25 protein-coding genes are annotated in these 23,386 nt (G+C 65.9%); 20 read left to right on the top strand and 5 right to left on the bottom strand.

Features of this window, described 5'->3' with window-relative positions:
* Positions 1–70 precede the first annotated feature (70 nt).
* From AC1RLW_RS23320 to AC1RLW_RS23355, 8 genes are all read left to right on the top strand, one after another.
* Entirely contained in the window at positions 71–901 is an 831-nt protein-coding gene (locus tag AC1RLW_RS23320) for a helix-turn-helix domain-containing protein (protein WP_095950254.1), read from the top strand.
* 21 nt (positions 902–922) lie between these two features.
* Positions 923–1,798, top strand: a complete 876-nt coding sequence (locus AC1RLW_RS23325) for a branched-chain amino acid ABC transporter permease (RefSeq protein ID WP_070061875.1) — start codon at positions 923–925, stop codon at positions 1,796–1,798.
* Between the two features lie 7 nt (positions 1,799–1,805).
* Positions 1,806–2,882, top strand: coding sequence for a branched-chain amino acid ABC transporter permease (locus AC1RLW_RS23330; RefSeq protein WP_062478791.1), 1,077 nt, complete (start codon positions 1,806–1,808; stop codon positions 2,880–2,882).
* Positions 2,879–3,697: an ABC transporter ATP-binding protein gene (locus tag AC1RLW_RS23335; protein ID WP_095747054.1), complete on the top strand. Its 819-nt coding sequence runs from the start codon at positions 2,879–2,881 to the stop codon at positions 3,695–3,697. Before AC1RLW_RS23330 ends, AC1RLW_RS23335 begins: the two co-directional genes overlap by 4 nt.
* 268 nt (positions 3,698–3,965) lie before the next feature.
* Positions 3,966–4,739 carry an ABC transporter ATP-binding protein gene (locus AC1RLW_RS23340; RefSeq protein ID WP_056576626.1) on the top strand — a complete coding sequence of 258 codons (774 nt, stop codon included), beginning with the start codon at positions 3,966–3,968 and terminating at the stop codon, positions 4,737–4,739.
* 8 nt (positions 4,740–4,747) lie between these two features.
* A complete protein-coding gene (locus tag AC1RLW_RS23345; protein ID WP_493195313.1) occupies positions 4,748–6,604 on the top strand; it encodes an AMP-dependent synthetase/ligase in 1,857 nt (618 codons plus the stop codon).
* Positions 6,605–6,636: 32 nt separating this feature from the next.
* Positions 6,637–7,803, top strand: coding sequence for an ABC transporter substrate-binding protein (locus AC1RLW_RS23350; protein WP_062478783.1), 1,167 nt, complete (start codon positions 6,637–6,639; stop codon positions 7,801–7,803).
* Between the two features lie 67 nt (positions 7,804–7,870).
* Positions 7,871–8,332: an EVE domain-containing protein gene (locus AC1RLW_RS23355; RefSeq protein WP_493195315.1), complete on the top strand. Its 462-nt coding sequence runs from the start codon at positions 7,871–7,873 to the stop codon at positions 8,330–8,332.
* Between the two features lie 10 nt (positions 8,333–8,342).
* Here the strand turns inward: AC1RLW_RS23355 and AC1RLW_RS23360 are convergent, their stop codons facing one another.
* A complete protein-coding gene (locus AC1RLW_RS23360; RefSeq protein WP_056576614.1) occupies positions 8,343–8,996 on the bottom strand; it encodes a MarC family protein in 654 nt (217 codons plus the stop codon).
* A 2-nt stretch (positions 8,997–8,998) separates the two neighbouring features.
* On the bottom strand, positions 8,999–9,745 hold the full coding sequence (locus AC1RLW_RS23365; RefSeq protein WP_307697106.1) for an SDR family oxidoreductase: 747 nt from the start codon (positions 9,743–9,745) through the stop codon (positions 8,999–9,001).
* A gap of 139 nt (positions 9,746–9,884) precedes the next feature.
* Here AC1RLW_RS23365 and AC1RLW_RS23370 point away from each other — a divergent pair, with 139 nt between their 5' ends.
* Positions 9,885–10,484 carry a 2-hydroxychromene-2-carboxylate isomerase gene (locus AC1RLW_RS23370; protein ID WP_139700430.1) on the top strand — a complete coding sequence of 200 codons (600 nt, stop codon included), beginning with the start codon at positions 9,885–9,887 and terminating at the stop codon, positions 10,482–10,484.
* 48 nt (positions 10,485–10,532) lie between these two features.
* Positions 10,533–11,216, top strand: a complete 684-nt coding sequence (locus AC1RLW_RS23375) for a dienelactone hydrolase family protein (RefSeq protein WP_159274734.1) — start codon at positions 10,533–10,535, stop codon at positions 11,214–11,216.
* A gap of 49 nt (positions 11,217–11,265) precedes the next feature.
* Here the strand turns inward: AC1RLW_RS23375 and AC1RLW_RS23380 are convergent, their stop codons facing one another.
* The gene (locus AC1RLW_RS23380) at positions 11,266–12,156 is read right to left on the bottom strand and encodes a LysR family transcriptional regulator (RefSeq protein WP_070061881.1); all 891 of its coding nucleotides are present in this window, start codon (positions 12,154–12,156) and stop codon (positions 11,266–11,268) included.
* A gap of 286 nt (positions 12,157–12,442) precedes the next feature.
* Between AC1RLW_RS23380 and AC1RLW_RS23385 the strand changes: the two genes are divergently transcribed.
* Positions 12,443–12,811 carry a hypothetical protein gene (locus tag AC1RLW_RS23385; protein WP_062478764.1) on the top strand — a complete coding sequence of 123 codons (369 nt, stop codon included), beginning with the start codon at positions 12,443–12,445 and terminating at the stop codon, positions 12,809–12,811.
* Between the two features lie 102 nt (positions 12,812–12,913).
* Here the strand turns inward: AC1RLW_RS23385 and AC1RLW_RS23390 are convergent, their stop codons facing one another.
* On the bottom strand, positions 12,914–14,059 hold the full coding sequence (locus tag AC1RLW_RS23390; protein WP_493195318.1) for a magnesium transporter CorA family protein: 1,146 nt from the start codon (positions 14,057–14,059) through the stop codon (positions 12,914–12,916).
* A gap of 75 nt (positions 14,060–14,134) precedes the next feature.
* Positions 14,135–15,148, bottom strand: coding sequence for a porphobilinogen synthase (gene hemB, locus AC1RLW_RS23395; protein ID WP_235944285.1), 1,014 nt, complete (start codon positions 15,146–15,148; stop codon positions 14,135–14,137).
* A 338-nt stretch (positions 15,149–15,486) separates the two neighbouring features.
* Here hemB and AC1RLW_RS23400 point away from each other — a divergent pair, with 338 nt between their 5' ends.
* From AC1RLW_RS23400 to AC1RLW_RS23440, 9 genes are all read left to right on the top strand, one after another.
* Positions 15,487–15,915, top strand: coding sequence for a CopD family protein (locus AC1RLW_RS23400; protein ID WP_062478845.1), 429 nt, complete (start codon positions 15,487–15,489; stop codon positions 15,913–15,915).
* A gap of 13 nt (positions 15,916–15,928) precedes the next feature.
* A complete protein-coding gene (locus AC1RLW_RS23405) occupies positions 15,929–17,056 on the top strand; it encodes a VanZ family protein (RefSeq protein WP_307697110.1) in 1,128 nt (375 codons plus the stop codon).
* Positions 17,057–17,065: 9 nt separating this feature from the next.
* The gene (locus tag AC1RLW_RS23410; RefSeq protein ID WP_062478851.1) at positions 17,066–17,419 is read left to right on the top strand and encodes a (2Fe-2S) ferredoxin domain-containing protein; all 354 of its coding nucleotides are present in this window, start codon (positions 17,066–17,068) and stop codon (positions 17,417–17,419) included.
* 70 nt (positions 17,420–17,489) lie between these two features.
* Positions 17,490–18,122 carry an alpha/beta hydrolase gene (locus AC1RLW_RS23415; protein WP_493195319.1) on the top strand — a complete coding sequence of 211 codons (633 nt, stop codon included), beginning with the start codon at positions 17,490–17,492 and terminating at the stop codon, positions 18,120–18,122.
* Between the two features lie 40 nt (positions 18,123–18,162).
* On the top strand, positions 18,163–19,332 hold the full coding sequence (locus AC1RLW_RS23420; protein ID WP_062478853.1) for a D-alanyl-D-alanine carboxypeptidase family protein: 1,170 nt from the start codon (positions 18,163–18,165) through the stop codon (positions 19,330–19,332).
* 202 nt (positions 19,333–19,534) lie between these two features.
* Entirely contained in the window at positions 19,535–19,912 is a 378-nt protein-coding gene (rpsL, locus tag AC1RLW_RS23425) for a 30S ribosomal protein S12 (RefSeq protein WP_013543948.1), read from the top strand.
* Positions 19,913–20,059: 147 nt separating this feature from the next.
* Entirely contained in the window at positions 20,060–20,533 is a 474-nt protein-coding gene (gene rpsG, locus AC1RLW_RS23430) for a 30S ribosomal protein S7 (protein ID WP_007829591.1), read from the top strand.
* Between the two features lie 97 nt (positions 20,534–20,630).
* Entirely contained in the window at positions 20,631–22,733 is a 2,103-nt protein-coding gene (fusA, locus tag AC1RLW_RS23435) for an elongation factor G (protein ID WP_062478855.1), read from the top strand.
* Between the two features lie 141 nt (positions 22,734–22,874).
* The coding region (locus tag AC1RLW_RS23440) for a GTP-binding protein (RefSeq protein WP_493195323.1) at positions 22,875–23,386 on the top strand (512 nt) is incomplete at its 3' end.

Raw genomic sequence — 23,386 nt, forward strand, 5'->3', positions numbered from 1 at the left:
CGCTACGATCCAGCGAACACGACGCCACCCCCCGGTCGGACGTCGTCGACCGATGCAGGAGACAGACACCATGCAGCGAACCAGGACGTCGACGCCTTCGGGCGGCGATGCACGGCAGGGCGAACGCCTCATGTGGCTCACGCCGCAGCGCGTCTTCTACGCCGGGCTGCTCGGCGCCGCGGCCGAGCGCGCCATGGGCGGGCACGGCGTGTACGTGTCGCCCGCCGGTGCGCCGCCCAACCGCATCCGCATCGGCGGCGGGGCCTGGCAAAGCGGCGAGTTCATCGTGGTGCCGCCGCACGTGCCGCACCAGGTCGAGAGCGCCTGCCCGCTGATCTTCAACCTGCTGATCGAATCGGAGTCGGTCGATCCCGCGCGCATGCCGGCCTTTCTGCAGCACTGCGGCCCGGTCGATGCGCCGGCCTTCGTGCAGCGCATGCGCGAGGTCCATGCCCACCTGCTGGCGGCCTCGGCGCGCGGCATCGACTTCGACGGCTTCGATTTCGACGCGCTGTTCTTCGACGGCCCGCTCACGCCGCGCCCGCTCGACGCGCGCATCCGCAAGGTGGTCGACATGCTCGTGGCCGACCCGGCCGCACCCGCCTCGGCGGAAGACTGCGCGGCCTCGGTGCACCTGTCGTTCTCGCGCTTCCTGCACCTGTTCAAGCAGGAGACGGGCATGGCCTTTCGCGGCTTCCGGGCCTGGAAGCGTGCGCGCAGCCTGCTGCGCTACGTGCACCAGAGCGGCACGCTGACCGACATCGCGTTGGACACCGGCTACCCCGACTCCACGCACTTCAGCCATTCGATCCGCCAGGTCTACGGGCTCAAGCCCAGCGACATCGTGGCGGGCTCGCGCCGCCTCGCGCTGCACGACGCGGCCGGCGGGTTCCGGCAGTAACGGCGCGCGGGACGGCAACGCATGCAGATCCTCCAACTCCTGCTCTCGGGCATCGCGCAAGGGTGCATCTACGGGCTCATCGCACTGGGCTTCGTGCTGATCTACAAGGCCACGGAAACGGTGAGCTTCGCGCAGGGCGACCTGATGATGCTGGGCGCGTTCGGTGCCTTCGCGGGCATGTCGCTGTTCGGTATGCCGTTCTGGCTCGCGGCGCTGTTGGCCGTGGTGGCCATGGCGGCCTTCGGCGTGCTGCTCGAGCTGGTGGTGATCCGCCCGATCCTCGGGCAGCCGCAGTTCTCGATCGTGATGCTGACCATCGGCATCGCCTACGTGGCGCGCGGCCTGATCACCATGGTGCCGGGCATCGGCACCGACACCCACACGCTGGCGGTGCCCTACAAGGACCAGATCTGGAAGCTCGGCGAGCTGGTGGTGAACCTCGAGCAGTTCGTGATCATCGTCGCCACCGCGATCCTGTGCGGTCTGTTGTACGCCATGTTCCGCTACAGCAAGCTGGGCATCGCGATGCAGGCCTCGTCGCAGAACCAGCTCGCGGCCTACTACATGGGCATTCCGGTGAAGCGGCTCAACGGGCTGGTGTGGGGGCTCGCCGCCGCCGTGGCAGCCATCGCCGGCATGCTGCTGGCGCCCATCACCTTCGTGCACGCCAACATGGGCTTCATCGGCCTGAAGGCCTTTCCGGCGGCGGTGGTGGGGGGCTTCGGCAGCCTGCCGGGCGCGATCGTCGGCGGGCTGGTGATCGGCATCGTCGAGTCGTTCGCGGGCTTCTACCTGCCCGACGGGTTCAAGGACACGGCGCCGTACATCGTGGTGCTGCTGATGCTCATGATCAAGCCGAACGGTCTGTTCGGCGAGAAGCTGCGCAAGAAGGTGTAAGTCTCATATGCGCTTCATCTTCAAGACCAGCTACGACCAGGATATCCGCCTCGCGCGGCACGGCGGCCACGTGCTCTGGTACAGCCTGCTCGTGGCCTTCCTGCTCGTCGCGCCGTGGGTCATCGACGAGTACTGGCTCGCGCAGCTGACCTTCGTGCTGATCTACGGCATCGTCGGCTTGGGGCTGATGCTGCTGGCGGGCTTCACGGGGCAGTTCTCCATCGGGCATGCGGCGTTTCTCGGAACGGGTGCGTACACGCAGGGCGTGTTGACGAACATGGGCGTGCCGTTTCCGCTCGCGCTGCTGGCCTCGGCCGCGCTGTCGGCGGCGGTGGGCGTGGTGGTGGCGATGCCGGCGTTGCGCGTGAAGGGCATCTACCTGGGCATCGCGACGCTGTCGTTCGGCTTCATCGTCGAGGAGGTGTTCGCGCGCTGGGAAAGCGTGACGGGCGGCAATGCGGGCCTGCATGTGAAGTCGCCGCAGCTGTTCGGCTGGTCGCTGGGCTCGGGCGAGGGCTTCTACTTTCTGTGCCTGGTGGTGGCGGTGGTGTCCACACTGGGCATCCTGAACCTGCTGCGCTCGCCGACGGGGCGCGCCTTCGTGGCGATTCGCGATTCGGAGATTTCGGCGCAGAGCATGGGCATCCACCTGGCGCGCTACAAGACGATGTCGTTCGCGATCTCGGCCGCGCTCGCCGGCTTGGGCGGCGCGCTGTATGCGCACAAGCTGAGCTTCATCTCGCCGGACCAGTTCAACATCCTGCAGTCGATCGACCTGCTGCTGATGGTGGTGATCGGCGGGCTGGGCTCGGTGCACGGCGCGTTCCTCGGCGCGATTTTTCTCATCGCGATGCCGCAGCTGATCTCGATGGGCAAGGACTGGCTGCCGGCGGTGGTCGGGCAGGCGCCCGGCCTGCAGGGGCTGGTGTACGGGCTGGTGCTGATCGCCTTCGTGCTGTTCGAGCCGCTGGGGCTGTACGGGCGCTGGCTCAAGATCCGCACCTGGCTGCAGCTCTTCCCGTTCTACCGCAAGGGTCTGTTCAAGCGGCAGAAGTCGTTCACCAAATCGGATCGGCTGAGATGAGCAACGACGTTCTTCTTTCCGCGAAAGACCTGAGCGTGCGCTTTGGCGGCGTGCTGGCGGTCAACAAGGTGAGCTTCGACGTGCGGCGCGGCGAGGTGTTCACGCTCATCGGCCCGAACGGCGCGGGCAAGACGACGGTGTTCAACCTGATCAGCCGCATCTACACGCCGACCACGGGCGAGATCACCTGGCATGGCGAGGCGGGCGGGGCGATCGCGCTCACGCAGCAGGCACCGCACGCGATTGCCGCACTGGGCATTGCACGCACCTTCCAGAACATTGAGCTGTTCGAGCATGCGACGGTGCTGCACAACCTGCTGATCGGGCGCCACACGCACCGGCAGACGGGGTTCTGGAGCGAGGTGTTCTTCACGCCGGCCACGCGCCGCGCCGAGATCGCGGCGCGCGAGAAGGCGGAGCAGGTGATCGACCTGCTCGACCTGCAGCACTACCGCGACTCGATGGTGGCGGGGCTGCCCTACGGCGTGCGCAAGGTGGTGGAGCTGGCGCGCGCGCTGTGCACCGAGCCCAAGCTGCTGCTGCTCGACGAGCCTTCTTCGGGGCTCAATGTCGAGGAGACGGCGGACATGGCGTTCTGGATTCAGGACATCCAGCATGAGCTGGGGGTGTCGGTGTTGATGGTCGAGCACGACATGTCGCTTGTTTCCAAGGTGTCGGATCGCGTGCTGGCCATGAACCAGGGGGAGGTGCTGGCTACGGGGTCTCCTCGCGAGGTGCAGGCGGATTCGCGGGTGATCGAGGCTTACCTTGGGACTGTGGATGACGTGAGCAGCCTTCGGAGGGTTGTGGCATGAGCGCTGTGTTCGCTACCCCTTTGGAGACGCCCGGTGCGCGGCACGGCGCGGTCGCCCCCACTGCGCCGGCCGCTTCGCGGCTCCCCTGCGGTGCTCGCGTTTCGCGGGGTCTCGCAGAACTCGCTTCGCTCAAACAGCTGCGAGCCCTGATCCGCGAAACGCTGCGCTCCTCGGCGGCACAGAGGGGGCGCCCACGCCGCACCGCGCACCGGGCTTCGTCGTGGCGTGATGGTTCTGCGCGTTCCGCCTTGAACTCGGGAGCACACGCATGAGCGACGTCGTACTCCAACTGCTCAATGTCGAAAGCGCCTACGGTCCGATCAAGGCCATCCGGGGCGTGAGCCTGAAGGTGCGCAAGGGCGAGATCGCGACGGTGCTGGGCTCCAACGGCGCGGGCAAGACGACGATCCTCAAGACCATCTCCGGGATCATCGATCCGCGCAAGGGCAGCATCGAGTTCCAGGGCCAGGACATCACGGCGAAAGACCCGGCCTTCATCGTGCAGCAGGGGCTGAGCCACGTGCCCGAAGGGCGCGAGGTGTTCCCGCTGCTGTCGGTGAAGGACAACCTGCTGATGGGCGCCTACACCCGCAAGGACCGCGACGGCGTGGCGCGGGACATCGAGACCGTCTTTACTTACTTCCCGATCCTGCGCGAGCGCGCCACGCAGGACGCCGGCCTGCTCTCGGGCGGGCAGCAGCAGATGCTGGCCATCTCGCGCGCCATCATGGCGGCGCCGCACCTCATTCTTCTGGACGAACCCAGCCTGGGCCTGAGCCCCAAGCTCACCAAGGAGATCTTCGAGATCGTGGTGCGCATCAACCGCGAGCGCGGCACCACCATCCTGCTGGTGGAGCAGAACGCGAACATGGCGCTCAACGCGGCCGACCACGGCTATGTGCTGGAGAACGGCCGCATCGTCATGGAAGACTCGTGCGAACGTCTGCGCGAGAAGGACGACATCAAGGAGTTCTACCTCGGTGTCAAGGACGACGGCGTGCGCGGCGAGCGGCGCTGGAAAAAGAAGAAGACCTGGAGGTAGCCGTCGCCATGCAAGGACTCTGGGATCTGCGAACCATCGAACCCGGCCACGACATCCTCGTGCCCGGCGACACGCTGTCGGCCATGTTCTGGAACGCCGTGCGCCAGCGCGGCGACAACATCTGGATGCGGCAGAAGGAGCTGGGCATCTGGCGCAGCTGGAGCTGGCGCCAGACCGCCGAGGCCGTGCGCGAGATCGCGGCCGGCCTGCAGGCCATCGGCTTCACGCGCGGCGAGTGCGCATCCATTCTTTCGAACACCGTCATCGAATGGGTGCTGGCCGACCTGGCCGTGCTCAGCTGCGGTGGTGTCTCCAACGGCATCTACCCGACCGACGCTGCTTCGCAGGTGCAATACCTGTGCGAAGACTCGCGCACCACGGTGCTCTTCGTGGAAGACGACGAGCAGCTCGACAAGGCGCTCGAAGTGCGCGCCAGCCTGCCCGGCCTGCGCCGCGTGGTCGTGTTCGACATGGAAGGCCTGCGCGAGCTCGACGACCCGGGCGTGATGAGCCTCGATGCGCTGCGCGCCCTCGGCCGCACGCACCTGGCGGGCGACCCGCAGGCGGTGGAGCGCAGTGTGGCCGCGTGCCGGCCCGAAGACCTGGCCATCTTGGTCTACACCTCGGGCACCACCGGCAAGCCCAAGGGCGCCATGCACAGCCACGCGGGGCTGGTGTACACCGCGCGCGGCTACAACACGCTCATCGCGCAGGACGAGAAAGACGAGCGCATGTGCTTCCTGCCGCTGTGCCACATCGCCGAGCGCATGGGCGGCGAGTACTTCGCGATGTACACGGGCTCGATCCTCAACTTCGTCGAGAACCCCGAGACGGTGCCCGAGAACGTGCGCGAGATCGCGCCCACGGTGTTCACCGGCGTGCCGCGCGTGTGGGAGAAGTTCTATTCGGGCGTGATGATCGCGCTGAAGGAGGCCAGCCCGCTGCAGCAGGCGGCCTACCACTGGAGCATCGGCGTGGGCGAGACCATCGCCAACAAGGTGCTCGCGGGGCAGGAGATCGGCACGGGGCTGCGCCTGAAGTTCCGGCTGGCGCGGCTGCTGGCGCTGGACAACGCGCGCAAGCTCATCGGCATCCACCGCGCGCGCTTTCTCGTGACCGGCGCGGCGCCCATTTCGCCCGAGCTGGTCAAGTGGTACCTCGCGCTGGGCGTGCCCATGCTCGAGGTGTGGGGCATGACGGAGTCGTGCGGCGCTTCCACCGCGGTGCCCGTCACCCGCATCAAGCCGGGCTCCATCGGCCCGGCCACCGGCTACAACGAGGTGCGCATCGATCCGGCCACCAGCGAGATCCTGGTGCGCGGCCCCAATGTCTTCATGGGCTATTTGAATCTGCCCGAGAAGACGGCCGAGACCATCGATGCCGACGGCTGGCTGCACACGGGCGACGTGGGCGTGATGGACGAGGACGGGTATTTCCGCATCACCGACCGGATGAAAGACATCATCATCACGGCAGGCGGCAAGAACGTGACCCCGAGCGAGCTGGAGAACGAGCTCAAGTTCAGCCTCTACATCACCGATGCCGTGGTGATCGGCGACAAGAGGCCCTACCTCACGGTGATCGTCATGATCGACCAGGAGAACGTCGAGAAATTCGCGCAGGACCACGACGTGCCGTTCAGCAACTACGAGAGCCTGACACGCACGCAGGAAGTGCAGGACCTGATCCAGGGCGAGATCGATCGCGTCAACGCCAAGTTCGCGCGCGTCGAGCAGATCAAGAAGTTCTTCCTGCTCGAGACGCAGCTCAGCGCCGAGGACGAGGAGCTCACGCCCACGATGAAGCTCAAGCGCAAGCTGGTGCAGACCAAGTACGCGCAGCGCATCGACGCCATGTACCGCTGACCTCTTTTTTGCCAACCCGAGGAGACAACGCTATGACGAAGCTCAAGACATTGACGACGCTGGCCGTGCTGGGCTTGATCGCGACGCTCGCGTCCGCGCAGCAGCAGGGCGTGAGCAAGGACGAGATCCGCATCGGCACGATCCAGGACCTGTCGGGTCCGCTGGCGGGCTTCGGCAAGCAGGCGCGCAACGGCATGCAGCTGCGCGTGGACGAACTCAACGAGCAGGGCACGCTCAACGGCCGCAAGCTCAAGCTCTTCGTCGAAGACTCGGGCTACGACCCGAAGAAGGCCGTGCTGGCGGCGCAGAAGCTGGTGAACCAGGAAAAGATCTTCATCATGGCCGGCCACATCGGCACGGCGCAGAACATGGCGGCGATGCCGGTGCAGTTCGACAAGAACGTCGTCAACTACATGCCCATCACCGCGGCGCGCGAAATGTACGAGCCGCTGAACCGGCTGAAGTACTCGTTCGCGGCTACCTACTACGACCAGATCCGCCTGGCGCTGCCCAAGATGATCAAGGACAAGGGCGCCAAGAAGGTCTGCACGATCTACCAGGACGACGAGTTCGGGCTCGAGGTGCAGCGCGGCGCCGAGGCCGGCCTGAAGGCCGCGGGCATGGAGCTGGCCGAGAAGACCTCGTTCAAGCGCGGCGCCACCGACTTCAGCTCGCAGGTCGCCAAGATGAAGGCCGCCAACTGCGACCTCGTGGTGCTCGGCACCATCATCCGCGAGACCATCGGCACGGTGGGCGAGTCGCGCAAGACCGGCTTCAATCCGACCTTCCTGGGTTCGAGCGCGGCCTACACCGACCTGATCCACAAGCTGGGCGGCAAGGCCATGGACGGCGTGTACGCCACCATGACGGTGCAGAACCCCTACACCGACGAGCAGTCGCAGCCGCTGCGCTTCTGGGCCAACAAGTACAAGACCAAGTTCAACGAAGACCCGACCGTGTTCTCGGTGTACGGCTACGTGATCATCGACTCGTTCATCAAGGCCGCGACCAAGGCCGGCCCGAACCTGACGACCGACAGCTTCATCAAGGCGATGGACAGCATCACCTTCGAGCCCGACATGTTCGGCAGCCCGAAGAGCACCTACACCGCCACCAAGCGCCTGGGCAACGACCAGTCGCGGCTGTCGCAGATCAAGGACGGCAAGTGGGTGGTCGTCTCTGACTACGTGACGCCGTAAGCGAGGGCCGCCCCGGACTGGGGCGAGCGGCTATATTCCGCGAAATCCCCTTCGCGAGACTGCCGCCATGCCCCAGTACTGGTTGATGAAATCCGAGCCCGACGAGGTCTCGATCGACGATGCCCTCGCCGCGCCCGATGCCACCGTGGCGTGGACCGGCGTGCGCAACTACCAGGCACGCAACTTCATGCGCGACGGCATGAAGGTCGGCGACGGCGTGCTGTTCTATCACTCGAGCTGCCCCGAGCCCGGCATTGCCGGCATCGCGCGCGTGGCCTCGGCCATCAAGCCCGACCCGACGCAGTTCGACCCGAAGTCGCCGTACTACGATGCAGGCGCGAAGCAGGAAGACCCGCGCTGGCTGCTGGTCGATGTGCAGGCGGTGCGCAAGACCCGGCTGCTGGCGTTGCCCGAGCTGCGCGCCAGGCCCGAGCTGGCCGATCTGGTCATCCTGCGCAAGGGCAACCGGCTCTCGATCACGCCGGTGGAGCCCGCGCACTGGAAGGTCATCGAGAAGATGCTGGCCTGAACGAACCGGTTCAGGCGACTTTCGACAGGATCGGGAACAGCTTGCCGAGCCCGTCGGCCATCACCTCGACCGCGAGCGCCGCGAGGATCAGGCCCATCAGCCGCGTCATGATGTTGATGCCGGTCTTGCCGAGCACCCGCGCGATCGGCTGCGCGAGCGAAAACGCCAGTGCGGTCGCCAGCGCTACGACCACGCCATAGCCGACCAGCAGCCCCAGCTCCCACAGGTGCTGCGTCTTGTCGGCGTAGATCACCACGGTGGATATGGCGGCCGGGCCGGTGAGCAGCGGAATGGTGAGCGGCACCACCGCGATGGAGGCGCCCATGGACGCCTTCACTTCCACCGCGCGCAGCTCGTCGACGTTGGTCTTGCTCTCGGCCGGTTGCGCGTTGAGCATCGAGATCGAGCTCATGAGCAGCAGCAGGCCGCCGCCGACCTGGAAGCTCGCGATCGAGATGCCGAAGAAGGACAGCAGCTGCAGCCCGATGAGCGCGCTGACGGCAATGACCACGAAGGCGCTGAAGGCCGACATGCGCACCGTGCGCTTGCGCTGGGCGTCGGAGTAGTCCTGCGTGTAGTGGATGAAGAAGGGCACGATGGCCAGCGGGTTGACGATGGCCACCAGCGTGACCAGCGGCTTGATGAGGTCCATGGAGGTGCTCATCGTTATCGTCCTCCGGTCACGTCGAGCAGGGCCATGGTGGTGTAGCTGGCCTCGGGCGAGAGCAGCCACAGGACGGCGCCGGCAATTTCTTCGGCGGTGCCGCTGCGCTTCATCGGCACGCCTGGGCCCATCTCGGCGGCGCGGCCAGGCTGGCCTCCGGAGGCGTGGATGTCGGTGTCGATCACGCCGGGGCGCACCGCGTTCACGCGGATGCCTTCGTCGGCCACTTCCTTGGCCAGGCCGATGGTCAGGGTGTCGATGGCCGCCTTGCTGGCCGCGTAGTCGACGTACTGGCCGGGCGAGCCGATGCGCGCGGCGCCGCTGGAGATGTTGACGATGGCACCGCCTTCGCCGCCGTGCTTCGTGCTCATGCGGCGCACGGCTTCGCGGGCGCAGACGAAGCTGCCGATCACGTTGATGCGGAACATGCGCTCCAGCCGCGCCACGCTCATTTCGTCGACGCGAGCCTGCACGTCGACCACGCCGGCGTTGTTCACGAGCGCGGTGAGGCGCCCGAGCTTGGCGTCGACCTTCGCGAACATCGCGAGCACCTGGGCCTCGTCGCCCACGTCGGCCTGCACCGCCATGGCGGTGCCGCCGCCCGCGCGGATGGTGCGCACCACCTCGTCGGCGGCCAGCGAGTTGCTGGCGTAGTTCACGGCCACGGCGTAGCCGCGCTTCGCGGCGAGCAAGGCCGTGGCGGCACCAATGCCGCGCCCACCGCCGGTGATCAAGAGCACCTGGTCCAAATCCCACCTCCTGCAGAGAAACTGTGCGTCAGTTAAAACCGACGGCCTGGATTACATCACCGAGGGCTGGCGCATCAGCGCGAGCGCCGCGCCGCCCCAAGCCAGCTCGCACCGCAGTGCGAAGCACGGAGGTTACTGAATGCACAAGACCATCGACTATTACTTTGCGCCACAGAGCCCGTGGACCTATCTGGGGCATACCCGCTTTGCCGCCATCGCCGCGGCCGCCGGCGCCACCGTGCGCGTGCGGCCCATCGACATGGGCAGCGTGTTCCCCGTGTCGGGCGGGCTGCCGCTGGGCAAGCGCGCGCCGCAGCGCCAGGCCTACCGGCTGCTCGAGCTGGCGCGCTTCTCCAAGCACCTGGGCCTGCCGCTGAACCCGAAGCCGAAGTTCTTTCCGGTGGCCGGCGACGATGCGGCGCGGCTGATCATCGCGGTCGACCTGCACGACGGCACCGAGGCCGCGATGCGCATCAGCGCCGCGGTGTTCGCGGCCGTGTGGGTGCAGGAGCGGAACATCGGCGACCCGAACCTGCTCGAAGCCCTGGTCGCGGAATGCGGCCTGCCGGCCAAGCGCGCCGAGCAATCGCAGAGCCAGGCGGTGCAGGAGCGTTACGAGGCTTACACGCAGGAAGCGATCGACATCCAGGTGTTCGGCGCGCCGAGCTACGTGATCGACGGCGAGATCTTCTGGGGCCAGGACCGGCTCGATTTCGTCGAGCGGGCGTTGCGCGCGTAAGGCGCAAGCCCACCCGTTTTTTCATTCCATCGTTTTCAGGAGGACCCCATGGGCCAATTCATCGATCTCACCGCCAAAGACGGCTTCACCTTTCCCGCCTACGTGGCCGAGCCCGCGGGCACGCCGCGCGGTGCCGTGGTGGTGGTGCCGGAAATCTTCGGCGTGAACTCGCACATCCGCTCGGTCGCCGACGGCTATGCGGCCGACGGCTACCTGGCCGTGGCGCCGTCGACCTTCCACCGCGTCAAGCCCGGCGTCGAGCTGGGTTACAGCGACGACGACATGAAGACCGGCTTCGGCTACAAGACTGCGGTCGAGGCGCTGCCCGCGCCCGGCGTGCTGCAGGACCTCGAAGCCGCGATCGCCTATGCCTCGAAGGCGGGCAAGGTCGGCATCGTCGGCTACTGCTGGGGCGGCCTGCTGGTCTGGCGCGCCGCAGCCCTGCTGCCGGGCCTGGCCGCTGCCGCACCTTACTACGGTGGTGGCATGACGACGCCGGAAGAAAGCGCGCGCCAGCCGAAGGTGCCGGTGCTTGCGCAGTTCGGCAACCGCGACCACTGGATTCCGCTGGACACCATCGAGGCCTTCAAGAAGGCGCACCCCGAGGTGGACGTGCATGTCTACGAGGCCGACCACGGCTTCAACTGCGACCAGCGCGGCTCGTACAACGCCGAGGCGGCGAAGCCGGCGCGTGAACGCGTGCTGGCCTTCTTTGCCAAGCACGTCGGCTGATCCGGCACGCTTCAATAAAAAAGCCCGGCAGTGCCGGGCTTTTTCATTTCTATTTCTTGGCGCCGACCCGCGTCTGCAGGAAATCGAGCAGCGCGCGCAGCGCCGCGCTGTTGTGGCGCCGCTGCAGGTAGGCGGCCGACAGCCACATGTCCTTGCGCGCATAGCCTTCGAGCACCGGCACCAGCTCGCCGCTGTCGATGTGCGACTGCACCAGCAGCGAGGGCAGGTAGATCACGCCGAAGCCGCGCATCGCGACGCGGATCAGCGGTGCGCCTTCGGTGCAGTCCATGCGGCTCTTGACCTGCACGTCCAGGGGCTGGCCGTTGTCATCGAAGCGCCACGCGGGCTGCGTGCCCAGCAGCGAATGGGTCAGCGCCTCGTGGTGGGCGAGCTCCTGCGGGTGCGCGGGCTTGCCGTGCTTCTTCCAGTAGACCGGCGAGGCGCAGACCACCATGTGGATGAGCCGCAGCTTGCGCACGATGAGGTTGGCGTCTTCCACCGGGCCGCTGCGGATGTCGACGTCGATGCCTTCCTCGGCGAGGTCGACGGTGCGGTTGGTCAGCTGCAGGCTGATGCTCACGTCGGGGTAGTGGCGCATGAAGTCGGCCAGCAGGTCGGGGAACTCGCCGTTGCCCATCCCGTGCGGGGCCGAGATGCGCAGCCGGCCGCCGGGCTGGCTGGCGCGCTCCTGCAGTTCGGCCTGGGTGAGCTCGACCATCTCGAGCATCGGCGTGCTGCGCTCCAGCAGCAACTGGCCGGCGTCGGTGAGGCTGACGGAACGCGTGGAGCGGTTGAGCAGGCGCACGCCGAAGCGGGTCTCGAGTTCGGCGACGTACTTGCTGACCGTGGCCTTCGACATGTCGAGCCGCTTGGCGGCCTGGGAGAAGCTGCCGTGCGAGGCGACTTCCCGGAAGGTTTTGATCAGATCGAGACTGTCCATGTCAGTGAAACCCGTTGTTTTTCGCGAGGGAGCGCGGTGTGCCGATTCTCGGGGGTTTTGCCGGATAGGACCGGCGCGGGGTTCTGGTGTAAGCCGGAAGCAGTCAGGCGCCTTGTGCCCGGTTTTTTGCGTGCACGACTTTGTTGACTGATTGTTTCGCTACAGGAAACACCGTGTCTCTGAACCGAGTGTTTTCCCGAAGGAATTCCGGCTGACACTCGCCGCACAGGCGAGCCAACGTGCAAGCCTGGTGGACATCCCATCTAGCCGAACACAAGGAACAGACATGAAGACCTCGCACATTTTCGCAGCCGCCGCCCTGACCCTCCTGGCCGCCACCGGCGCCCAAGCCGAGACGTACCAAGGCGTGACCCAAGTGATCTCGTCCAAGAGCCGCGACGAAGTCAACGCCGAAGCCCAGCGCACCGCCGCAGCCCCGAACCAGAACGTCGTGCGTGGTTCGCGCGGCGCGGAAACCGTGGCCGTGTCGAAGGACCGTTCGATCGTCGAAGCCGAAGCCATCCGCACCGCCTACGCTCCCGACCAGAACGTGACCTCGGGTTCGCGCGTCAACAGCAAGGTCATCTCGACCATGGTGAATCCGATGGACGCACGCGTTCAAGCCCAGCAAGGTTCGGGCGCCGTCGCCAAGTAATTGGCCGCGAAGCCAGCCGCCTTCCGGGGCGGCCCGAGCTGACAAGAAAAGCCACGCATCTGCGTGGCTTTTTTCATGGGCGCTCGGAAGTGGGGAGGGCGTTCAGCGCGTGCGGGCGAGGTAGCGCTTGCGCCAGAAGATCAGGACCAGCAGCACCGCGATGACCAGCATGGCCGACATCGCGATCCAGAAGCCGTCCGCCTTGTGCACCAGCGGGATGAACTCGAAGTTCATGCCGAAGATGCCGGCGATGAGGTTGAGCGGCAGGAAGATGGCGGTGAGCACGGTCAGCACCCGCATGATGTCGTTGGCCCGGTGGCCCTGGACGCTGAAGTGCATCTGCACGGCCGTCTCGGCGTTCTGCTCGAGCCGGTGCACGTGGTGCACCACGCGCTGGATGTGCTCCAGCACGTCGCGGCTGCGCACCATGATCAGGTCGCGCTCGCGCTGCGCGGTCTCGCCCTGCGGCACGGGCAGGGTTTCGAGCGAATCGATCCAGTCCTGCATGGCGGCGCGCTGGTCTTCGCAGATCTCGTCCAGCCGGTGCAGCGACTGGCGCGCCTCCATCAGCGCGCTCCAGTTGGTGAAGCGGCTGCGCGGGTCGATGAGCTCGGTCTGCCAGTGGTCGAGCTGCTTCGTGAGCTCGCGCCGCATGTCGAGGTAGCCGTCGACGATCAGGTTGACGATGCGCAGCATCAGGTCGGCGGGGCTCGCCGGCAGGCGGGCCGAGGTGGCGCGCACGTCGAGCGCGGCCGTGCCGCGGTCGTCGGACGAGGCGGCCGCCAGCAGCCGGGCGGCGAAGGCGTCGCGCACCGTGCCGTCCTCGGGGTGCACCGACAGCAGCACGCGGTCGAACACCGCGAAGCCGACGGGGCGGGTGTCGATGCGGCGCAGCACCGGCGGGCCGCCGCGCGACGGGCGTTGCGGCAGCGAAGGCTCGCCGGTGTTGCCGGTTTCAGCGCCGTTGCCCGTGGCCAGGCGGCGGAACACCAGCACGTCGTACAGCGAGGTGTAGTCGTAGTGCGAGGGCAGCTGGTCGTTGAGCAGGTCGGCCACGTGCAGGTCGACCAGCTGGGTCTGGCACAGCGTCTGCAGGATCTGCTGCACCTCGGGCTGGGCGGCGCGGAATTCGTCGCGCGTCAGCGAAATCCAGAGGTAGCTGGCGGCGGCGCAGGCGCCCGGCACGGCCAGCGGCGCCAGCGAGGCGTGCTCGCTGACCTGCGAGCGGCTGATTTCGAAGATGCGCATGGACACTCGCCCCCGGTGGTTCTTCTTCCACGCCAGAAGTGCCGTGGAGGTGCGGCAGGCGTGCCGCAGTAGCTATTATTTTTGTAGCAACCGGGCGGCGTCAAGCGCGAAGTAGGTCAGCACGCCGTCGGCGCCGGCGCGCTTGAAGGCCAGCAGGCTTTCGAGCACCACGGCGTCGTGGTCGAGCCAGCCGTTCTGGGCCGCGGCCTTCAGCATGGCGTACTCGCCGCTCACCTGGTAGGCGAAGGTCGGCACGCGGAACTCGTCCTTCACGCGGCGCACGATGTCCAGGTAGGGCATGCCGGGCTTCACCATGACCATGTCGGCGCCTTCGGCGATGTCGATGGCGACCTCGCGCAGGGCTTCGTCGCTGTTGCCGGGGTCCATCTGGTAGACCTTCTTGTTGCTCTTGCCGAGCGTCGCGGACGAGCCGACGGCGTCGCGGAAGGGGCCGTAGAAGGCGCTGGCGTACTTGGCGCTGTAGGCCATGATGCGCGTGTGGATGTCGCCGCGGGCTTCGAGCGCGGTGCGGATCGCGCCGATGCGGCCGTCCATCATGTCGCTCGGCGCCACAATATCGACGCCGGCTTGCGATTGTGTGAGTGCCTGCTTCACTAGAACTTCAACGGTGGCGTCGTTGAGGATGTAGCCGGTGTCGTCCAACAGGCCGTCCTGGCCGTGGCTGGTGTAGGGGTCGAGCGCCACGTCGGTCATCACGCCCAGTTCGGGGAAGCGCGCCTTGAGCGCGGCCACCACGCGGGGAATCAGCCCGTCGGGGTTGAAGGCCTCGTCGCCCGCAGGCGTCTTGAGGCTGGCGTCGATCACCGGGAACAGCGCCATCACCGGGATGCCGGCCTGCACGCACTGCTCGGCCACGGGCAGCAGCAGGTCCAGGCTCAGGCGGTCCACGCCGGGCATCGAGGGCACGGCGTCGCGGCGCTTCTCGCCTTCCTGCACGAACACCGGGTAGATCAGGTCGTTCGTCGTCAGCGCATGCTCGCGCACCAGGTTGCGGGTGAAGGCATCGCGGCGCAGCCGTCGCGGGCGGCCGGCGGGGAACATCGCGAGCGGGGAAAATGGTGACGTCATATATCTAAAATTGTGCCTGAAGCGCGAAATCGCAGCCCAGCGCTGCTGGAGGCAAGTTGTCTGACAACTACGGAAATTAATAGAACTTAAGTTCTAGATTTTTGTTGTAAAAGTCAAAGAAACTGCCTCAATCGCTTGAAACCTTGTTTCGTCTTTGTTAAATTCTGAAGCGGGCGGCTTGCCGCTCCCCGCTTTTCCTCCCTGAGCGGGTGCCTTGATGTGTGACAGCAAAAGGGCTTCCCAGCCCGACGTGAAGACGTCGGGCTTTTTTTTTGCCCGAAACCTTGGCAAAGGGCCCCGAAAAGGGGTCAGTGTGCAGCCACCACTAAACTGCCGCCATGCTCTGGGTCAAATCTCTTCACATTGTTTTCATTGCCAGCTGGTTTGCCGGGCTGTTCTATCTGCCGCGCATCTTCGTCAACCTGGCGATGGTGCCCCCCGAGTCGGTCGCGGAGCGTGAGCGCCTGCTCCTGATGGCGCGCAAGCTGCTGCGGTTCACGACCTTCCTGGCGGTGCCGGCGCTGGTGTTCGGCGCCTGGCTCTGGCTGGGCTACGGCATCGGGCGCGGCCCCGGCAACGGCTGGATGCACGCCAAGCTCGCCCTGGTACTGGTGGCCATCGGCTACCACCATGGCTGCGGCGTGCTGCTGCGCCGTTTCGCGGCGGGCGGCAACCGTCGCAGCGACCGCTGGTACCGCTGGTTCAACGAGTTGCCCGTGCTGCTGCTGCTGGGCATCGTGATCCTGGTGGTGGTGAAGCCCTTCTGAGCCCGTGTCGACGGTGGACACGCCGCACAAGTCTGCCGCGCTCCCCCTGGCGCTGGCCTATGCGGCGCTGATCGTCTATGCCAGCCTGTACCCCTTCGCCGACTGGCGTGACCAGGGGATCGCGCCCTGGGCCTACCTGTCGGCGCCCTGGCCCAAGTACTGGACGGGGTTCGATTTCGGGGTGAACGTGGCGGGCTACGTGCCCTTCGGTTTCCTGTGCGCGCTGAGCGTGCTGCGCACGGGCAGCAGTCACAGTGTGTGGCGTGCGCTGTTGCGCGCCACGGTGGCGGGCGCGGCGATCGCCTTTGCCATGGAGACGCTGCAGAGCTATTTGCCAGCGCGCATTCCTTCCAATGTCGACCTGGGGCTGAACACCGCCGGCACGGTGCTCGGCGCGGTGCTGGCCGCGGCGCTGGAGCGGCTCGGTGCGATCGCGCACTGGAGCCGCGTGCGTTCGCAATGGTTCGTCGAGGACGCACGCGGTGGGCTTGTGCTGCTCGCGCTCTGGCCCTTTGCGCTGCTGTTCCCCGCCGCCGTCACCTTCGGCCTCGGCCAGGTGTTCGAGCGGCTGGAGACGACGATTTCCGAGTGGCTGCTCGACACGCCCTTCATCGACTGGCTGCCGGTGCGCCAGTTCGAGCTGGAACCGCTGGTGCCGGCCGTGGAGCTGCTGTGCGTGATGCTCGGGGCGCTGGTGCCGTGCCTGCTGGGCTACCTGGTGGCACGCAACGTGGTGCAGCGCGCGGTGCTGCTGCCGCTCATCCTGCTTGCGGGCGTCGCGGCCTCGGCACTGTCGGCGGCCATGAGCTATGGCCCCGAGCATGCGTGGGCCTGGCTCGATCTGCCGGTGCAGGTCGGGCTGGCCGCGGCGGTGTTCGCGGGCGTGCTGCTGCTCTTTGCGCCACGCCGCTTGTGCGGCGCGCTGCTGCTCATGGGGCTCGTGCTCCAGCTGAGCCTGCTGAACCAGGCGCCCGAGAGCGCCTACTTTGCACAGACCCTGGCCACCTGGGAGCAGGGCCGTTTCATCCGCTTCCATGGCCTGGCCCAGTGGCTGGGCTGGGGCTGGCCCTTCGCGGTGCTGGTCTACGTGGTGGCCGCGCTGTCGCGGCGCCGCCCTCGGCCTGAGCACGCACGCTCATAAAATCGGTCGATGCCCAGCACCACTCCCGCCGCGCCGTCCGGCTACTACGGCCGCCACATCTTCTTCTGCCTGAATGAACGCAAGAATGGCGAAGACTCCTGCGCCCTGCACAACGCGCAGGAAGGCTTTGACCGCTGCAAGGCCAAGGTGAAGGAGCAGGGGCTCGCCGGGCCCGGCAAGGTGCGCGTCAACAAGGCCGGCTGCCTCGACCGCTGCGCGGGCGGGCCCGTGGCGGTGGTCTACCCCGAGGCGGTCTGGTACACCTTCGTGGACGCCGAGGACATCGACGAAATCGTCGAGTCGCACCTGAAGAACGGCCAGGTCGTCGAGCGGCTGCTGCTGCCGCCCGACGTCGGCCGCTGAACTTTCCCGCGGACCCCGTGCTCGTACCGTGCACGTTGCCGGCATCGCCGGCCCAGCCAACCCCAGCGCCATGAACTCCCAGACCGAAAAAATCAGCCTCCAGGGCGCCGCGGGCGTGATCGAGGTGCAGCGCGACCTGCCGTCCGGCGACGCGCGCGGCATCGCGGTGATCGCCCATCCGCACCCGCTGTTCGGCGGCACGATGGACAACAAGGTCGTGCAGACCCTGGCCCGCGCCTTCGTGTCCTGCGGCTGGACGGCCGTGCGCTTCAACTTCCGCGGTGTGGGTGCCAGCGAAGGCGCTCACGATGAAGGGCGCGGCGAGCTCGAGGACATGCTGCATGTCGTCGGCGAGCTCGCGCCCGAAGGCCAATTGGCCATTGCCGGCTTTTCCTTCGGTGCGTTCGTGGCCAGCTGCGCGGCCGAGAAGCTCTGGGCCGCACGCGACGTGCGGCAGCTGGTGCTGGTCGGCACGGCCGCCTCGCGCTTCTCGGTGGCCACGCTGCCGGCCGAGGCGCACGAGCGCGCGCTGGTGGTCCATGGCGAAGCCGACGACACCGTGCCTCTCGCCGCCGTGATGGACTGGGCGCGTCCCCAGTCACTCCCTGTCACGGTTATTCCCGGGGGCGGCCATTTCTTTCACGGACAATTGCCGCTGCTCAAAAGCCTGGTCGCCCGCCATCTGCGCGCGGGCACCGAATGAAAGCCTTGCAGGCTTGTCCTCGTCTCTTCTTATCTTCCCCATGAATCGTTTTTTCACTGCGCTTCGCGCACTGGTGCTGACCGCTGCTGCCTCGGTTGGCGTGATCGCCGCCGCCCAGATGCCGGCTCCGCCTGAAATCGCCGCGCGCAGCTACCTGCTGCTGGACGTGACCGCGAACCAGATCCTGGCGCAGAAGGACATCGACAGCCCCGTCGAACCGGCCTCGCTCACCAAGCTGATGACCGCGTACGTCGCGTTCGACGCGCTGCGCGCCAAGAAGATCACGCTGACCCAGACCCTGCCGGTGAGCCCGCGCGCCTGGAAGATGCCCGGTTCGCGCATGTTCATCGACCCCAAGATGCAGGTGCCGGTGGAAGACCTGATCAAGGGCGTGATCGTGCAGTCGGGCAACGACGCCACGGTGGCGTTGGCCGAAGGCGTGGGCGGCACGGTGGAGCACTTCGTCGAGATGATGAACGCCCAGGCCAAGGTGCTGGGCATGAAGAACACCACCTACAAGAACCCCGAAGGCCTGACGGCGCCCGGCCACACGACCACGGCGCGCGACCTGAGCATCCTGGCCACGCGCCTGGTGCGCGACTTCCCCGAGGAGGCCAAGTACTACGCCATCAAGAAGTACCGCTACCCGGGCACGCCGTCGACCAACGACACCAACCGCAACCTGCTGCTGTTCCGCGACCCGACCGTCGACGGCCTGAAGACCGGCCACACCGACGCCGCCGGCTACTGCATGATCGCCACCGCCAAGCGCGACTTCCCGAACCTGACCGGCGGCCGCCGCCTGCTGTCGATCGTGCTGGGGGCCAGCAGCGAGGCCGTGCGCGCCAACGAGTCGCAGAAGCTGCTGAACTGGGGCTACACGGCCTACGACGCCGTGCGCCTGTTCGAAGCCGGCCAGCCCGCCGCCACGCCCGCCGTCTGGAAGGGCAAGGCCAACGTGCTGAAGCTGGGCCGCCCCGAGGCCATCGTGGTCGCGGTGCCGACCGGTTCCGCCAGCAAGATCAAGACGCAGGTGTCGCGCCCCGACCCGCTGGTCGCGCCGTTCACCAAGTACCAGGCCGTCGGCTCGCTCAAGGTCACGCTGGACGACCAGCCCCTGGCCGACGTGCCGCTGGTCGCCCTGGAGCCGGTCGAGCAGGCCGGCGTCTTCGGCCGCGCCTGGGACGCCGTGCGTCTCTGGATCAAGTAAGAGACAGGAAAAAGAGGGCTGAAACGGGTGGTGGCGGGCGCTCCAGGCGCCTGACATTGCCATTTCAGACCTGCCTGCTATACTCGTGGGCTTTTCGGAATTTTCCGAAGGGTTTCACGTTTTCGTTATTCCCGGCTTCCTTGAGTCACGACCAAGGGCGGTTTCACTACCAAAGTCGGGTTGTTTTGGGACTAATTCATTCATGCCAACCATCAATCAACTGGTGCGTCAGGGTCGAACGGTCGAAAAGATCAATTCGAAGAGCCCTGCCATGCAGAACTCGCCGCAACGTCGCGGTGTCTGCACCCGCGTCTACACCACGACGCCCAAGAAGCCCAACTCGGCGCTTCGTAAAGTTGCCAAGGTCCGTCTGACCAATGGCTTCGAAGTCATCTCCTACATCGGCGGCGAAGGCCACAACCTGCAAGAACACAGCGTCGTGCTGGTTCGCGGCGGTCGTGTCAAGGACTTGCCCGGTGTGCGTTACCACATCGTGCGCGGTTCGCTCGACCTGCAAGGCGTGAAAGACCGCAAGCAGTCGCGTTCCAAGTACGGCGCGAAGCGCCCCAAGAAGGCTTAAGCCTTCCTGTCAGAAAACAAGCGGTGTTCGATGGCCTTGGCGGGCTTGTCGAACGAAGTGACCCAATGTCGGGTCGAGTAAGTGAGAGTCCTGACTGGCTCTCGCGGTATCGGAAACGATGCCAACTGAAGCAAAGAGGTTAGAAAAATGCCACGTCGTCGCGAAGTCCCCAAACGTGAAATCCTGCCGGATCCCAAGTACGGCAATGTCGAGCTGTCCAAATTCATGAACGTGATCATGGAAGGCGGCAAGAAGGCTGTTGCCGAGCGCATCATCTACGGTGCCCTCGACTTCATCGAGAAGAAGAACCCGGACAAGGACCCCCTCGAAGCGTTCACCGTTGCCATCAACAACGTGAAGCCGATGGTCGAAGTGAAGTCGCGCCGCGTCGGTGGTGCGAACTATCAGGTGCCGGTCGAAGTTCGCCCTGTCCGTCGCCTCGCCCTGTCGATGCGCTGGATCAAGGAAGCTGCCCGCAAGCGCGGTGAGAAGTCGATGGCCCTGCGTCTGGCCAACGAACTGATGGAAGCCACGGAAGGCCGTGGCGGTGCCATGAAGAAGCGCGACGAAGTGCACCGCATGGCAGAAGCCAACCGCGCCTTCAGCCACTTCCGCTTCTAAAAAACACACGTCTCTTGAGCGTTGGGGGTTGAGTACCGGGCGAAATCGCCCGTGCTCGACGCCCAGCGCTCAACGCATTTAAACCCGAAAGTACATCATGTCCCGCAAGACCCCCATCGAGCGCTACCGCAACATCGGTATCTCCGCGCACATCGACGCCGGCAAGACCACCACCACCGAACGTATCCTGTTCTACACGGGCGTGACCCACAAGCTCGGCGAAGTGCACGATGGCGCGGCAACGACCGACTGGATGGAGCAGGAGCAAGAGCGTGGCATCACGATCACCTCGGCTGCCGTGACCTGCTTCTGGAAGGGCATGGACCACTCGCTGCCCGAGCACCGCATCAACATCATCGACACCCCCGGCCACGTGGACTTCACCATTGAAGTCGAGCGCTCGATGCGCGTGCTGGACGGCGCCGTCATGGTGTACGACTCGGTCGGCGGCGTGCAGCCCCAGTCGGAAACCGTCTGGCGCCAGGCCAACAAGTACAAGGTGCCGCGTCTGGCGTTCGTCAACAAGATGGACCGCATCGGCGCCAACTTCTTCCGCGTTCGCCAGATGATGGTCGACCGCCTGAAGGCCAACCCCGTGCCGATCGTGATTCCGATCGGTGCCGAAGACAAGTTCCAGGGCGTGGTCGACCTGCGTCTGATGAAGGCGATCTTCTGGGACGAAGCCTCGCAAGGCATGAAGTTCGAAACGCGCGAGATCCCCGCCGAGCTGGTCGAGCTGGCCAAGGAATGGCGCGAGAAGATGGTCGAAAGCGCGGCCGAAGCTTCGGAAGAGCTGATGAACAAGTACCTTGAAGAAGGTGACCTGACGCTCGAGGAAATCACCCACGGTCTGCGCACGCGCACGATCGCCGGCGAAATCCAGCCGATGCTGTGCGGCAGCGCGTTCAAGAACAAGGGCGTGCAGCGCATGCTCGACGCCGTGATCGAACTGATGCCTTCGCCGCTGGACATTCCTCCGGTGCACGGCACGGACGACGACGAGCAAGACGTGACCCGCAAGGCCGACGACGGCGAGAAGTTCTCGGCGCTGGCATTCAAGCTCATGACCGACCCCTACGTCGGCCAGCTGACCTTCGTGCGCGTGTACTCGGGCGTTCTGAGCAAGGGCGACACCGTCTACAACCCGGTCAAGGGCAAGAAAGAGCGTATCGGCCGTATCGTGCAGATGCACGCCAACGAACGTCTCGAAATCGAAGAAATCCGTGCCGGCGACATCGCCGCTTGCGTGGGCCTGAAGGACGTCACCACCGGCGAAACCCTGTGCGACCCGAACGCCATGATCACGCTGGAACGCATGGAATTCCCCGAGCCCGTGATCTCGCAGGCCGTCGAGCCCAAGACCAAGGCCGACCAGGAAAAGATGGGCATCGCCCTGCAGCGCCTGGCTTCGGAAGATCCGTCGTTCCGCGTGCGCACCGACGAAGAATCCGGCCAGACCATCATCTCCGGCATGGGCGAACTGCACCTCGAAATCATCGTGGACCGCATGAAGCGCGAATTCGGCGTGGAAGCCAACGTGGGCAAGCCGCAAGTGGCTTACCGCGAAACGATCCGCAAGACCGTCGAAGAAGCCGAAGGCAAGTTCGTTCGCCAGTCGGGTGGTAAGGGCCAGTACGGTCACGTCATCCTGAAGATCGAGCCGCAGGAAGCCGGCAAGGGCTTCGAGTTCGTCGACGCTATCAAGGGCGGTGTGGTTCCTCGCGAATACATCCCCGCCGTGGAAAAGGGCGTTGTCGAAGCACTGACCCAAGGCGTGCTGGCGGGCTACCCCGTCGTCGACGTCAAGGTCACGCTGCACTTCGGTTCGTACCACGACGTGGACTCGAACGAAATGGCGTTCAAGATGGCCGCGATCTTCGGCTTCAAGGAAGGTGCCCGCAAGGCCAGCCCGGTCATCCTCGAGCCGATGATGGCCGTGGAAGTCGAAACGCCTGAAGACTACGCCGGCAACGTGATGGGCGACCTGTCCAGCCGTCGCGGCATGGTGCAGGGCATGGACGACATGATCGGTGGCGGCAAGCTCATCAAGGCTGAAGTCCCGCTGTCGGAAATGTTCGGCTACTCGACGACGCTGCGCTCGGCCACGCAAGGCCGCGCCACGTACACGATGGAGTTCAAGCACTACGCTGAAGCTCCCCGTAACGTCGCCGAAGCCATCGTGGCCGCTCGCTCGAAGTAAGTTTCAAGAATGTGGGGCCTCGCAGTGCGCGGCCCTTCTTGTCTGCGATCCGGTGCCGCCCTGTTCCCGTGCGGGGCGAACCAGCAATCGGATGCAGACATAAAACCAACACACGGGACATGCTCTTTCAAGGATTGAAAAATGGCAAAAGGTAAATTCACCCGCACCAAGCCGCACGTGAACGTGGGCACGATCGGTCACGTTGACCACGGCAAGACCACGCTGACGGCTGCGATCGCCACCGTGCTGTCGGCCAAGTTCGGCGGCGAAGCCAAGGCTTACGACCAGATCGACGCAGCGCCTGAAGAAAAGGCCCGCGGCATCACGATCAACACCGCGCACGTCGAGTACGAAACGGCCAACCGCCACTACGCACACGTGGACTGCCCCGGCCACGCCGACTACGTGAAGAACATGATCACCGGCGCTGCCCAGATGGACGGCGCCATCCTGGTGTGCTCGGCCGCCGACGGCCCGATGCCCCAGACCCGTGAACACATCCTGCTGGCTCGCCAGGTGGGCGTGGGCTACATCATCGTGTTCCTGAACAAGTGCGACATGGTCGACGACAAGGAACTGCTCGAGCTGGTCGAAATGGAAGTTCGCGAACTCCTCGACAAGTACGAATTCCCCGGCGACGACACCCCCATCAT

It is taken from the genome of Variovorax sp. GW822-FHT04A09 (assembly GCF_058801005.1).

What these genes read in the sequence shown, in the direction of transcription:
- AC1RLW_RS23370 (WP_139700430.1), top strand. Translation starts at nt 9,885, where the DNA reads ATGCACAAGACCATCGACTATTACTTTGCGCCACAGAGCCCGTGGACC.
- AC1RLW_RS23390 (WP_493195318.1), bottom strand. Translation starts at nt 14,059, where the DNA reads ATGCGCATCTTCGAAATCAGCCGCTCGCAGGTCAGCGAGCACGCCTCG.
- AC1RLW_RS23330 (WP_062478791.1), top strand. Translation starts at nt 1,806, where the DNA reads ATGCGCTTCATCTTCAAGACCAGCTACGACCAGGATATCCGCCTCGCG.
- hemB (WP_235944285.1), bottom strand. Translation starts at nt 15,148, where the DNA reads ATGACGTCACCATTTTCCCCGCTCGCGATGTTCCCCGCCGGCCGCCCG.
- rpsL (WP_013543948.1), top strand. Translation starts at nt 19,535, where the DNA reads ATGCCAACCATCAATCAACTGGTGCGTCAGGGTCGAACGGTCGAAAAG.
- AC1RLW_RS23385 (WP_062478764.1), top strand. Translation starts at nt 12,443, where the DNA reads ATGAAGACCTCGCACATTTTCGCAGCCGCCGCCCTGACCCTCCTGGCC.
- AC1RLW_RS23340 (WP_056576626.1), top strand. Translation starts at nt 3,966, where the DNA reads ATGAGCGACGTCGTACTCCAACTGCTCAATGTCGAAAGCGCCTACGGT.
- AC1RLW_RS23335 (WP_095747054.1), top strand. Translation starts at nt 2,879, where the DNA reads ATGAGCAACGACGTTCTTCTTTCCGCGAAAGACCTGAGCGTGCGCTTT.
- AC1RLW_RS23420 (WP_062478853.1), top strand. Translation starts at nt 18,163, where the DNA reads ATGAATCGTTTTTTCACTGCGCTTCGCGCACTGGTGCTGACCGCTGCT.
- AC1RLW_RS23360 (WP_056576614.1), bottom strand. Translation starts at nt 8,996, where the DNA reads ATGAGCACCTCCATGGACCTCATCAAGCCGCTGGTCACGCTGGTGGCC.
- AC1RLW_RS23415 (WP_493195319.1), top strand. Translation starts at nt 17,490, where the DNA reads ATGAACTCCCAGACCGAAAAAATCAGCCTCCAGGGCGCCGCGGGCGTG.
- AC1RLW_RS23355 (WP_493195315.1), top strand. Translation starts at nt 7,871, where the DNA reads ATGCCCCAGTACTGGTTGATGAAATCCGAGCCCGACGAGGTCTCGATC.
- AC1RLW_RS23350 (WP_062478783.1), top strand. Translation starts at nt 6,637, where the DNA reads ATGACGAAGCTCAAGACATTGACGACGCTGGCCGTGCTGGGCTTGATC.
- AC1RLW_RS23345 (WP_493195313.1), top strand. Translation starts at nt 4,748, where the DNA reads ATGCAAGGACTCTGGGATCTGCGAACCATCGAACCCGGCCACGACATC.
- AC1RLW_RS23400 (WP_062478845.1), top strand. Translation starts at nt 15,487, where the DNA reads ATGCTCTGGGTCAAATCTCTTCACATTGTTTTCATTGCCAGCTGGTTT.
- AC1RLW_RS23380 (WP_070061881.1), bottom strand. Translation starts at nt 12,156, where the DNA reads ATGGACAGTCTCGATCTGATCAAAACCTTCCGGGAAGTCGCCTCGCAC.
- AC1RLW_RS23325 (WP_070061875.1), top strand. Translation starts at nt 923, where the DNA reads ATGCAGATCCTCCAACTCCTGCTCTCGGGCATCGCGCAAGGGTGCATC.
- AC1RLW_RS23320 (WP_095950254.1), top strand. Translation starts at nt 71, where the DNA reads ATGCAGCGAACCAGGACGTCGACGCCTTCGGGCGGCGATGCACGGCAG.
- fusA (WP_062478855.1), top strand. Translation starts at nt 20,631, where the DNA reads ATGTCCCGCAAGACCCCCATCGAGCGCTACCGCAACATCGGTATCTCC.
- rpsG (WP_007829591.1), top strand. Translation starts at nt 20,060, where the DNA reads ATGCCACGTCGTCGCGAAGTCCCCAAACGTGAAATCCTGCCGGATCCC.
- AC1RLW_RS23375 (WP_159274734.1), top strand. Translation starts at nt 10,533, where the DNA reads ATGGGCCAATTCATCGATCTCACCGCCAAAGACGGCTTCACCTTTCCC.
- AC1RLW_RS23410 (WP_062478851.1), top strand. Translation starts at nt 17,066, where the DNA reads ATGCCCAGCACCACTCCCGCCGCGCCGTCCGGCTACTACGGCCGCCAC.